General features: G+C 42.2%; 12 protein-coding genes. 10 read left to right on the forward strand and 2 right to left on the reverse strand.

The features are described from left to right. Positions 1-2 precede the first annotated feature (2 nt). Entirely contained in the window at positions 3-1,190 is a 1,188-nt protein-coding gene (locus ACJROX_RS08600; protein ID WP_408010337.1) for an acetyl-CoA C-acetyltransferase, read from the forward strand. 457 nt (positions 1,191-1,647) lie between these two features. On the opposite strand, the gene ACJROX_RS08605 is transcribed toward ACJROX_RS08600, so the two are convergent. After that, positions 1,648-1,836 (reverse strand): hypothetical protein, encoded by a 189-nt coding sequence (locus tag ACJROX_RS08605; RefSeq protein WP_408010338.1) that lies wholly within the window; start codon positions 1,834-1,836, stop codon positions 1,648-1,650. Positions 1,837-2,220: 384 nt separating this feature from the next. Here ACJROX_RS08605 and ACJROX_RS08610 point away from each other — a divergent pair, with 384 nt between their 5' ends. Continuing rightward, positions 2,221-2,649, forward strand: coding sequence for a DoxX family protein (locus tag ACJROX_RS08610; protein WP_408010339.1), 429 nt, complete (start codon positions 2,221-2,223; stop codon positions 2,647-2,649). Positions 2,650-2,748: 99 nt separating this feature from the next. On the opposite strand, the gene ACJROX_RS08615 is transcribed toward ACJROX_RS08610, so the two are convergent. Further along, on the reverse strand, positions 2,749-3,690 hold the full coding sequence (locus ACJROX_RS08615) for a transporter substrate-binding domain-containing protein (protein ID WP_408010340.1): 942 nt from the start codon (positions 3,688-3,690) through the stop codon (positions 2,749-2,751). 306 nt (positions 3,691-3,996) lie between these two features. Between ACJROX_RS08615 and dctP the strand changes: the two genes are divergently transcribed. The 8 genes from dctP to ACJROX_RS08655 all read left to right on the forward strand — a co-directional run bounded on the left by dctP (position 3,997) and on the right by ACJROX_RS08655 (position 12,443). Continuing rightward, complete coding sequence (dctP, locus tag ACJROX_RS08620) at positions 3,997-5,016, forward strand: TRAP transporter substrate-binding protein DctP (RefSeq protein WP_408010341.1); 1,020 nt, start codon at positions 3,997-3,999, stop codon at positions 5,014-5,016. A gap of 81 nt (positions 5,017-5,097) precedes the next feature. Further along, on the forward strand, positions 5,098-5,559 hold the full coding sequence (locus ACJROX_RS08625) for a TRAP transporter small permease (RefSeq protein WP_408010342.1): 462 nt from the start codon (positions 5,098-5,100) through the stop codon (positions 5,557-5,559). Between the two features lie 28 nt (positions 5,560-5,587). After that, on the forward strand, positions 5,588-6,862 hold the full coding sequence (locus ACJROX_RS08630) for a TRAP transporter large permease (RefSeq protein ID WP_408010343.1): 1,275 nt from the start codon (positions 5,588-5,590) through the stop codon (positions 6,860-6,862). A gap of 212 nt (positions 6,863-7,074) precedes the next feature. Beyond that, a complete protein-coding gene (locus ACJROX_RS08635) occupies positions 7,075-8,619 on the forward strand; it encodes a class I adenylate-forming enzyme family protein (RefSeq protein WP_408010344.1) in 1,545 nt (514 codons plus the stop codon). Between the two features lie 20 nt (positions 8,620-8,639). Further along, on the forward strand, positions 8,640-9,299 hold the full coding sequence (locus ACJROX_RS08640) for a TetR/AcrR family transcriptional regulator (protein WP_408010345.1): 660 nt from the start codon (positions 8,640-8,642) through the stop codon (positions 9,297-9,299). A 115-nt stretch (positions 9,300-9,414) separates the two neighbouring features. Further along, entirely contained in the window at positions 9,415-10,317 is a 903-nt protein-coding gene (locus tag ACJROX_RS08645) for an endonuclease/exonuclease/phosphatase family protein (RefSeq protein ID WP_408010346.1), read from the forward strand. 401 nt (positions 10,318-10,718) lie between these two features. Then, complete coding sequence (locus ACJROX_RS08650) at positions 10,719-11,501, forward strand: HpcH/HpaI aldolase family protein (protein WP_408010347.1); 783 nt, start codon at positions 10,719-10,721, stop codon at positions 11,499-11,501. Positions 11,502-11,516: 15 nt separating this feature from the next. Beyond that, positions 11,517-12,443: a dihydrodipicolinate synthase family protein gene (locus ACJROX_RS08655; protein WP_408010348.1), complete on the forward strand. Its 927-nt coding sequence runs from the start codon at positions 11,517-11,519 to the stop codon at positions 12,441-12,443. Positions 12,444-12,454: the final 11 nt, after the last annotated feature.

Consider the following 12,454-nt stretch of genomic DNA (forward strand, 5'->3'; position numbering starts at 1 on the left):
ATTTGTCGCAAAAAGAAATAGTCATTGTAAGTGCAGTCCGGACACCAATAGGAAATTTTAATGGAAGTTTGAAAGATATTTCAGCTACAAAATTAGGCGCTCTCGTTATTAAATCGGCATTGGAAAAGTGCGGAATGAACCCGGATCTAGTAAATGAAGTGATTATGGGGAATGTTCTTCAAGCTGGATTAGGTCAAAATCCAACGCGACAAGCTTCGATTCGAGCGGGCATACCAAAAGAGGTACCGGCTTTGACAATAAATAAAGTGTGCGGATCCGGATTAAAAGCGGTTCACTTGGCGGCACAGTCCATTTTAGTCGGTGATGCCGACATTGTTATTGCAGGTGGTATGGAGAACATGAGCCAGGCGCCGTATTTATTAAACGGTGCTCGCTCAGGATTCGGCATGGGGGACCAAAAAGTAGTCGATAGTATGGTACACGATGGCTTATGGTGCGCATTTAACGATTATCATATGGGGATTACCGCAGAAAACCTTTGTGAACAATATGAGTTGACCAGGGAAGAACTTGATCAGTTTGCTGCCCATAGTCAACAAAAAGCGGTGGCAGCAATAGAAACTGGTCTCTTTGAAGATGAAATTGTTCCGGTTGAAATTCCACAGCGAAGAGGAGAACCAATCGTGTTTGCAAAGGATGAATTTCCTAGGGCGGGAACAACTGCTGAAAAACTGGTAGGATTACGTCCAGCGTTCAAAAAAGACGGTATCGTAACTGCCGGTAATGCTTCGGGCGTTAATGATGGAGCTGCCGCTGTTGTTGTCATGAGCAAGCAAAAAGCAGATGAATTAGGACTTGAGCCGCTTGCAACAATCCGGGCGAATGCAAGTGCAGGGGTTGATCCAAGCATTATGGGAATTGGCCCGGTTCCAGCTACGAAAAAAGCATTGGAAAAAGCAGATCTTTCCATTGAAGACATAAATCTTATTGAAGCAAACGAAGCTTTTGCTGCACAGTCGGTAGCCGTTGGAAAAGAGTTAAAATTTAATGAAGAGATTTTAAATGTAAACGGCGGAGCAATCGCATTAGGACACCCGATTGGCGCAAGTGGGACACGCATTCTAGTTACGTTACTGCATGAATTAAAGCGAAGAGATGGGCGTTACGGGTTAGCAACATTATGCATTGGCGGCGGTCAAGGTGTTGCAACAGTGATTGAGCGCTCGTAAGCAAAAAGTTTAATAGGGAAATTAATTCTCAACTGGACCTGTGCAACATAAACACGTTCAGTTGAGTTTTTTAAAGGATTTACTTGACTCTTCGAGTTGATCTTCTGAACACGCTTAAGGGTATTTTTGCACATCCCCCCGAAAAGGTGGAATAGGGGTACGGCAAGAATTCGTTCTTTTTTTGACCACTCGGTAAAATTGTACGTTTAGACATATTATAGACACAAATCAACCAACTCCCTGTAAGTTAAGGAGTTGGCTGTTTGTTGTTTTAGTCTCTTTTGATTAGATCATTTCACTTTAGCGTGTTCTAATTTTTTTCTGTTATGAAATTCAAAATCTCTTCCCATAAACGTTGAACTTAGTAAAACACATATTTTTATATGATGTTATTACAAATCACACCCATGTGGTGTAATTTGTATATAAATGTATTTTGTTTGTATTCAATGATCATTCATTTCTCTTGAGTCTGTTCAAATGCTGAGTTAATTAGCTGTGATGTGATCGTTTTAAGTTGAGTTGCTAGAATAGTAGCTCCAACCAATGGTACTGAAACCAGTGCACCATTAATAGCGATCATAAGCTCATTCGCTAGGGTTTCATCTTGTGCTCCAGCCTTCCTTGTTAAATGAGATAAACGCATTTGAAAGACTCTTTATATTTTAACACGTACTTATGTGCTGGATGGTTCTCATCGGAAATCTCAGCTAAAGCATTTAATAAGTAACATCCACGATACCCTGGTTCCATCATAGTTTCTATCGTAACATCAATGAAAGTCATCAATTGTACATAGGGAAATCCTTCGTGCTGTGCGAGACCTCCACCTGCAAATGAATTAAGATTTGTTTCAATTCCTTCGTAAAATCGTTCAAAGGACTTGATTGATTTAGTTGTTTTTACTCTTTAGGAAAGATCGATTTGATTATAGTATGGACTGTGTAAAATTAGAAAGGGAGGTAAAAAATGTATCGGCCATAATAAAGAATTTCATTCAGTAAACAAAATGAACTGAAGGAGGAGTAATATGATTTCAAAGAGAAGGTTTCGGGTAGCGTGGACCATCAGTGGTCTGGTCATTCTGTTCATGCTGTTTGACAGTATATCCAAGTTTTTTAAACCTGCTTCTGTCGTTGAAGGGACTGTGAGCCTCGGATTTTCTGAACATCATATTTTCGTAATCGGCATCCTTGGTTTTTTATCTGCTATCCTTTACATGATACCTCGATTTTCTGTCCTAGGTGCAATCCTATTGACGGGATATTTCGGGGGCGCTATTGCCACCCATGTCCGTCTCGATAACCCTCTTTTTACCCACACCTTATTTCCTGTCTATATAGCTGTTTTGGCCTGGGCAGGAATATGGTTGAGGGATGAAAATTTACGTAAGCTTTTTCCTATCAAAAAGGAACGACCATCAGATGAAAATAAGATCGAGCAGGCAAAAATCGGATAACGGACTTTATCATTAACAAGTATTCAAGGGGCTGTCCCAAAAGTCTACACAATAGACTTTTGTGGGCAGCCCCTTTCCATAGATCAAATCAGGGCTGAATTACTCCTCACCATAAATCCATTCTTGTTTGAGGCGGTCGAATTCACCATGCAGTTCCATTTCTTCCATCCAGAGATCCACCCAGTTTTGTAAGGCTGGATCGTTACGATGCATGAGGTAACCTTTTTGGCTTTTCGTGAATGTGTTATCCGTCAGGGCTGCATACAGTCTTTCGTCTTTACTTGCATAGTAGATTGCTTCGACTCTGTCAGTGATCATGACATCGACTTCACCCTCCGCGACCATCGGCGGGATGTCGAGGTTATTTTCGATGACGACAACATTCGCTTGTTTGATGTTCGCATCGACAAACTTTTGGTTCGTTCCGCCAGGATTCACGCCAATCGTGACATCCGGTTGATCAATATCCTCCAGGCTTTGGAACCGATCTTTATCTTCTTCACGGATCAATGGTGATTTTCCATCGTCCAGATAAGGAACGCTCAAGTGAGCAGTTTTTTGACGATCGGTATTACGGCTGATCCCACCGACTGCGATATCGAACTTGTCATCTAGGAGATCCTTCATCAATGTCGGCCAAGAGGTTCTGACAAATTTTACATCTACTCCTAAATCTTCCGCCATCAACTTCGCTGCTTCGATATCAAGCCCTTCGAATTCGTTGGTTTCCTCGTTGAAGTAGGTGAACGGTTTATAGTCACCAGTCGTTCCTACCCGGATGACGCCTTTCTTCTGAATTCGATCCAGCCTTGATTGCATCACGTATTTGTTTTTGCTTTTATGTATGTCGGTTCCTGATGCTTGTGCCGCCTGTTCAACCTGGATATAAGACTTTCCATTTACGTCCAGGGTAGCGATCTCCTGTCCATTCCATTCAAGTAGATCGCCTTTCTTCGCTTCTGCTAGTGAGAAGTTTAAACCTGAGATCAAAAGGATTCCCACCAAAACAACAATCCAAATCTTGCTCCAAGAATACTTCAAAGTCTTCCCTCCTATACAAATGATTGAAGCTTAGTATATTGGGATTTAAAAGTTTAATCAATAAATTAATCTAAATATTCTCATAAACAGTACTTTGGTAGTAGTAACTAGATTTAACATATTGAATATGTCATCAGAAATATGAAAAAGAATGTTTCTTACCAATGTAGTAGAGTGATGGTTTTGTTTATATGAGTGAAATAGATGAATGGATTGTCAATATTTCAAATTGTGCGAAAATTCATTGACTTAGCAAAAAATCTAGTTTATCCTATCCATAGACATTAATGGAATAGAGGGGATTTTATGGTAAAGGGAAGAGGGGCAATCTTATTTGTTGCTTTTGCTTTGTTTATTGGAATTATCGCTGGTTGCAGCTCGAAAACTGAGGGGAACGTCAGTGATGGAGGAAATGAAAGCGTTACCATTAAAGTTGGACACATCGCTCCAGATGAGCATTCCTATACTAAAGGACTAGAGCAGTTTGCGGAAGCTGTAGAAAAAGAGACGGATGGACAAGTGAAATTCGATATCTACGGTGGAGGGCAGCTTGGCGGAGAACGTGAAGTTGTTGAGCAAGTTCAGCTTGGAACGCTTGATATGACATTAGTGACTGCGGGTCCTGTCGGAAATTTCGTAGACAAGTTCTCAGTACTTGAAATGCCGTTCCTGTTCAGAGACATCGAACATGTGTACAAGACGTTGGACGGTGAAATTGGTGAAGAGCTTATGGGCTTGATTGATGAACAAGGGTTCAAAACACTCGGCCTTTGGGAAAACGGCTTCAGACATTTGACTACAAAAAACCAGGCCATCACTTCTCCGGATGATACCAAAGGGTTAAAGTTGCGGACTGTAGAAAACGACATTTATGTTGGAACCTATCAATCTATCGGGGCAGATGCTACGCCAATCGCCTTCCCTGAAGTTTATACTTCCCTTCAACAAGGGGTTGTAGATGGGATGGATGTCTCTTATGGCGTTATGCATGCCACAAAAATGTATGAGGTACAGGGGCACTTGAGCGAAGTTGGAATCTATTATGCTTCAGCGCCATTGATCATCAACAAGGCGAAATTCGATTCGCTTCCAGAAAACGTTCAAAAAGTACTTGTTGAAAAAGGCAAGGAATTTACTGACGTTCAGAGAAAAATCAATCAAGACATGGAAGCAGATCAGAAAAAGGATCTGATGGATAAGGGCATTGAAATCATCGAGAAGAAAGACGTCGATATTGAAGCATTCGAAAAAGCTGTTGAACCAGTCTACAAGAAAAATGAAGATCGTTTTGGAGACCTGATAGAACGAATCCGTTCCGTTGAATAATCGGATTCATTTGATAGAAAACACGAGCAAAGAAAGTGTGTCAAAGCGCGCTTTCTTTGTTTTTATAAGGAGTCATGAATTATGTGGAAGTCGATTTTACATAGGGTCAACAAGGCCACTGAAAATGTAGCAGCTTTATTTTTATTTTTGATGGTTCTTCTCGTTTTCTTGAAGGTAGTGACAAGGGTGCTCATCCAATCATCTTTTCCGTGGACAGAAGAATTGTCACGATACTTGATGATTTGGATTACATTCCTTGGAGCTTCGATTGCTTTCAAATATGCAGCCCATATCGGGGTTGATTTTATCGTCGATAAACTTCCGAGGGTATTGAAGATTGTTTTTCAAGTGATTGCAGCAGCCGCATGCCTGGTTTTCTTTGTCCTGTTGATCGTCAAAGGTTATGAACTGACAGGAAGGTCAATGATCCAAAGGTCACCAGCATTAAATCTGCCGATGGGCTATGTATATGCAATCATCCCGATCAGTGGAGTGTTGATGTCTATTAATCTAGTGGATTCGACCATAAAAAAATACGAATGAGATGAAATTCAGAAAGAAGTGAAGGAACTTGGCAATCGTATTGTTTTCAATTTTGATCGGATTGATCATCATAAATGTCCCAATTGCGATAGCACTCGGATTGGCATCAGTGGCAGTCCTCTTTTTGGCGACCGGTATGCCACTCATCATTTTACCTCAAAAGATGTTCGCCGCATTGGATTCTTTCCCTTTGATGGCGGCTCCCTTTTTCATTTTAGCTGGAAAACTTATGGAGCATGGCGGGATCTCTGAAAGGCTGATTGATTTTGCGAAAAGTCTAGTCGGTCAGTTAAAAGGTGGCCTTGCCCATGTGTCTATCGTTGCCTGTGTGTTTTTCGCTGCGATTTCAGGGTCTGCGACTGCAACGACCGCAGCAGTTGGTGGGATTTTGATTCCGGCTATGGTTAAGGCGGGATATGATCGTAATTTTTCAACTGCCGTTCAGGCTGTCGGTGGTACAACTGGAATCATCATACCACCAAGTGTTCCATTGGTCTTGTACGGTGTGTCAGCAAGTGCTTCAGTCAGCAGTCTCTTCATAGCTGGAATTTTACCAGGGATCCTTATCGGGGTCTCCTTGATGGTGGTCGCTTATATCATTTCCATTATTAAAGGATATGGGGCGAATGCTGAGGGATTCAGTGTAAAGAAAGTAGGAGGCACGTTTAAAAATGCGATTCTCGCCCTGTTGATGCCAGTTATCATTCTTGGCGGGATTTACGGTGGTATATTCACGCCGACCGAAGCTTCTGTGGTTGCTGTTGTTTATGGTTTGGTGATCGGAGTCTTTGTTTATAAGCAAATCACCTGGAGCACGTTGCGAGAGATTCTCGTATCTTCTGTCGTAATCACCTCTACGATATTGTTCATTATCGGAACGGCTTCTCTGTTCGGGATGGTTCTCACGCGAGAGCGGGTTCCACAGAATATTGCAGAGATGTTTATGGCATCGGACTTATCGCCAGTGATGATTTTGCTTCTGGTCAATTTGTTCTTGTTGCTAGTCGGAACATTCATGGAAACCATTGCAGCAATCATCATCCTTACACCGATCTTGCTGCCTGTCATGACGAGTATCGGCGTGGATCCGATCCATTTTGGAATAATCATGGTTGCGAACCTGGCGATCGGATTGGTGACGCCTCCGGTCGGGATAGCTCTATTCGTCGGTGCCCAGATCGGGAATACGAAATTCGAACCGCTCGTCAAGGCAGTCTTCCCATTCTTGATTATGATGCTGGTCGATATCCTGCTTATCACCTTCATTCCTCAATTGACACTTATCGATTTTGTCACACCATAGGATTAAGACAGCTCGCGGAAATATCAGCCTAGAGAACACATAAGATATTGATCGGGAAAGGGGCTGTCCCAAAACAATAGTGTCGGACATCATCAACTCAGCAATTTGTGTCAAAACCACGCTTTTCTCAAAATGTTGTTGGAAACGGTGAGAGTCAGACACTTATGGGACAACCTCTTTTCCAAATTAATGATGTAGAGCGGAGGTTGATTATGGAGCATTCTATCTTAAGTACTTTTCCTATTGAAGTAAACAAGAAGTTTCCTGAAAAAACGGCCCTTTATTTTTATGGAAAAGAAATTTCCTACGAAAAGTTGGATTCAATGGTCGGTAGATTGGCAAAAGGATTAGAGGAGAAGTTCAGGATACAGCCTGGTGATGTTCTTGCAATCCAAACGACGAATACGATTGAATTCGTCTATGTCCTGTTAGCATGCTGGCGTATTGGCGCATCCTTGTCTCCGATCAATCCTTCGTTAAAAGCGGAGGAAATCCATTACCAGTTAGAGCATTCCAGAGCGAAATGCTATTTCTATCAGGATGACATCGAGTATAAAGCAAGGGAAGCCATCAGCCATATTAAAACGGATATTATTTCAATCCGAATCAGTTCAGACCCACGGGTTTCAAAGGATGGTTGGGATTTACCGGCTGTTACTTTGGACGATGGATTGGATGCAAAAAAAGTTTCCAGGGAAGAGATCGGCTTGATCATCTATACCTCTGGGACAACAGGGAAACCAAAAGGCGTTCTCTTGACGCATTCAAACATCATCGAAATGTGCAAAATGTCGATCAAATCCTTCCAACTTACAGAAAATGACCGTTCTTTCTTGATTCTTCCGCTTTTCCATGTGAATGCGATCATCTTTACGTTGACCTCTGTATTGATGCAGGGGGGAAGTGTAGTAATCCGAAAAAAATTCATTGCGGATGAATTTCTGCCTGCGGTCGATCAGTATAAACCGACCTTTACCTCGGGTGTGCCTACGGTCTACCGTTATCTTGCAGATTTACCAAAAGGGATTGAGGACCAATATGATCTAAGTTCCATGAGGTTCAGCATTTGTGGGGCTGCACCTGTCTCGATCAGTCTTTTTGAACAGTTCGAGTCGCGCTTTCCTTTTAAACTGATCGAAGGATGGGGGCTCTCAGAAGGGACCTGCGCATCTACATTGAATCCCCTTGATGGCAAAAGGAAAGTCGGTTCGATCGGTAAACCTTTGGATAAGCAATCATTGAAGGTTGTTGATGAATCGGGAGAAGAGGTGCCTATTGGGGAATATGGTGAATTGACGGTCAAAGGTCCCAATGTGATGAAAGGTTACTTGCGGAATGAAGAGGAAACAAGGAAAGTCCTGAACAATGGGTGGTTATCAACAGGGGATATTGGCTATCAGGATGAAGACGGTTATTTCTATATCGTCGACCGGAAAAAGGATATGATCATAAGAGGCGGGATGAACATCTATCCCAAACAGATCGAGGAGATCATCTTTCAGCTTCCAGACGTCTTAGAGGCAGCTGTGATCGGTGTTCCGGATGATCTATATGGTGAAGAAGTCGTAGCTTATGTGGTTCTCAAGTCAGGTTCAAATCTGACGTCTGCTGCGATCATTGAGCATTGTCAGAGCAAAATGGCGAATTATAGATGTCCGAAAGAAGTTTATAAGATCGAGGAAATTCCAAAAAATTCAGTAGGGAAAGTGACCAAAGGGGTACTTAGATCTTTGTATTCACCATCCTTGAATAAGTAGAAAGACAGGGTGAATTTTTTATGAATAAAAAAGAAATTAAGTACGGTCTTATACTGGATGCTGCTAAAATTGTTTTTTCGGAAGTGGGCTATCATAAAGCCTCTGTTTCCAGGATCGCCAAAAAGGCGGGTATTGGTGATGGTACGGTCTATCTGTATTTTTCGAACAAAGAAGATGTATTGAAGAAGCTTTTCCATAATACCATCTATTACGAATTTGCTCCCAAAGCGGAGAGCCTGATGGAAGACATCGAGGACCCTCGCTTGAAATTGTACGAACTTGTCCGTAATCATCTTCATTATTTCGGTAAAGACTATGCCCTTTCAAAAGTCATTCAGATTGAGGCGAGACAATCAAGTTCAGAAATCAGAGAGGCGATGAAGGCAGGTATCAAAAGGTATTTCAAATTGATTGAATCTATCATAGAAGATGGTCAGAAAAAGGGTGTGTATCGGGAAGACATCTCTAAAAAGACTGCAAGGCAGGTCATATTCGGTTCGCTCGATGAAGTTGTAACTTGCTGGGTACTTTCAAGCAGATCCTATCCATTGAGCTCCAAAGTGGATGAGGTTTTTCGGGTCCTCCTTACAGCAATTTATAATTTCTCTTTTATAGAGAACTTACCGTGGACCATGCAACCGAAAGAATTTTCAACCAAACAAGTAGAGGATATGTTATGAAGGAACGGCCGGATCGCCGACAGAAATTTCGTCCCAAATCATGGGGCGGAATTTTTTTGTTGTAAAAAAGCTCCCTTAAGGCATGCTAACAATAGCATTTCTGTGGGGTGATTTGATGAAGAAAGCTTTTCTGCTTTTATCATTAGGATTTTTGATCCTGGCTGAATTGATTCTGTGTCCGGCAACTACAATGGCGATCTATGAGGAAGGCTCGTCTGATCTGGATTTACGGGTGATGACCTACAATGTCAGATTCATGAACAATGCGGTTCCGTCCCCCTATAATTGGGATGGAAGGAGGCCGTTAGTCCAAAGGGTGATCCGAAGCCACATGCCGGATATCATCGGAACACAGGAACCTCTTTATCAGCAGGTTAAAGAGATGGCTTCTGATCTACCAGAATACGACTGGATCGGACTGGGAAAGGAAGGTGGCAGTAAAGGATTATTCATGCCGATTTTCTATAGGAAAACACGGTTCACACCTTTGGAGTATGACCATTATTGGCTTTCTGACACGCCGGAAACAATCGGTTCTAGATCTTGGGGCAACATCAATCCGAGAATGGTGACCTGGGTGAAGTTCCTTGACCATCAGACGAACCAATCGTTCTATTTTGTAAATACGCACTTGGATCATATATCAGAAGAATCCAGGCAGAAAAGTACCACACTCATTTTAAAGAAGCTGAAGGAATTCGATCCAGCTTTACCGATTCTGATGATGGGGGATTTTAATGTGGGTCCGGATAGTGTCGTCCATCAAAAGCTGACAAAAGAGGGACCTTTAGTAGATTTGTGGCAGGTAGCAGAAAGAAGGATCAACGAAGGTCTAGGTACATTCAATGCTTTCCGTGATCCGACAGGCGGGGGACCAAAGGATCGTATCGACTGGATCCTATCTAAAGGAAAAGTGACTGTACATGAAATCGGAATTTTGGATGAGCGGGAGGACGGTCGTTTTCCAAGTGACCATTATCCAGTGATTGCTGACTTGACGCTTCACTTCACCCCTTAAGACATTATGCGATTGATTAATGTCAAATGAACAAGAAAGTATTCTAAAAATTCGGAATAAACGGTTGACTTTTCATTTATCTTACCTTACATTAAATGATATCTGATATATCTGACATCACTAAATATACGTTTGTTATGTTGGGTTACCCCTTTTGTAAATATTGACTTCCTCTGCTTATTACATCCTTAGTAAACTGACTGTTTTTCACTCCTTAGATTTTCTGCCCAAGATCATTCATTATGAAGAATTCCATTTGCCGGTTAAAAATGTTAGCGCTTACTTTCATTTTGATTGTTATGTATACCAATTTGAATTGAAAAGAGGTCCCGACCAATATAGCTTCGTAAGTCCATGAAGGTGTTGTTATAAAACACGTGATACAAGGAGGGGTTGAAGTAATGTTCCACAATCAATTCAAGCGGAAGTTGTTTGATCCTGCAGAGGATACAACCTTTGGTGTATTTGTCGGATTTCCTTCCACCCAGGTGATCGAAATGGCTGGTTATAACCATTTTGATGTTGCAGTGATTGATAATGAACATGGGATGCTGACACCTGAAAACGTCGAACATATGGTTATCGCTTCAGAATTGGTCAGGTTGACACCGCTTGTCCGAGTTGTCTCCAGTGAACCGAGTGAAATCTTGAAAATGATGGATCGGGGCGCCCACGGTGTCCATGTTCCACAAGTTGATACCAAGGAAGAGGCGGAAAGGGTGGTGCAGGCTGTCAAGTATCCCCCTTTTGGAAAAAGGGGAGCCGCTTTTTCAATGCGAGCAGCCAGGTATGGCACCATTCCAATCCATGAGTACCTGTCACAAGCAAATCGGGAATCACTTGTCTGTGTACATTTGGAAAGCACAAAAGCTATGGAAAATATTGAAGGTATTCTAAGTGTACAAGGAATCGATGTCGTCTATATCGGACCGACTGATCTATCCGTTTCATTAGGATTCGGGGGCAGGATCGATCATCCTGAGGTATTGAAGGCGATTGATAAGATTCATGAAACAGCACGATCATATGGGGTGAAAGTCGGTATCCATACGAAAGATGCAAAAGGGGCACAGGCTAGGAAAGCATGGGGAGCCGACTATGTTTGTCTGACAGTCACTTCCTTGATCAATCAGGCATTTTCCCAATACATCGAACAGGCCCGTCTATCTAAAATAAACCAATAAAGGGGGAACGTTAATATGAAGCATTTAGAGTTGGCAAAAAAATTAGAGACGATATCGGCTATCAATCTGACACCTTTTTATAAGGATACGAAAGAGATTGATTGGAACAGTTTGAAAGCGAATATCGACTTTTTGATCGCAAATGGTACAGAAGTGATTGTACCATGCGGGAATACGGGTGAATTCTATGCACTCACACTTGATGAAGTGAAAGAGGTGACTGAAAAAGTAGTTGATTATGTAGACGGGAAAGCAGTTGTGATGGCTGGAATCGGTTATTCAGTCCCGACAGCGATAGAGCTTGGCAAGGCGGCCAAAAATGCTGGGACGGACTGTGTGATGATCCACCAGCCTATCCATCCCTATGTGACCGATTCCGGAGCCGTTTCCTATTTTAAAGAAATCATCACAAATATCGATCTTCCAGTAGTCCTTTATTTTAAAGATCCTAATCTAAGTGACGATATTCTAATTGATTTGGCACCTCTGGAAAATTTGGTCGGTGTAAAGTACGCGATCAACGATCTTCCTAGGTTTACAAAAACAGTACGGGAATACCCGAGGAAGGACGGCATCACATGGATTTGCGGTTCGGCTGAAAAGTGGGCTCCATATTTTTACCATGCCGGAGCCACAGGATTCACGTCCGGGTTGATCAATATCGCTCCAGAAAAATCTTTCTTGATGCTTGAAGCTTTGAAAAATGATGATCATGAAACCGTATGGCGGGTCTGGGAAGATACCCTTCCATTTGAAGAACTGAGGGCGAAAAACAATAATGGCAATAATGTGATCGTCATCAAAGAGGCGCTGGAGCGTATCAGTTTCACGGCCGGTGTGACACGAGAGCCAGTTGACGCATTATCTGCTGAAGATAGGCAAGGGCTTGAAAACATATTGAGTGGCTGGGGACTGCTTCGAACTGGAGTAGAAACCGTATGACAAGCTAGAGG

It is taken from the genome of Pseudalkalibacillus sp. A8 (assembly GCF_045920555.1).
Classification (GTDB): Bacteria; Bacillota; Bacilli; order Bacillales; family Fictibacillaceae; genus Pseudalkalibacillus.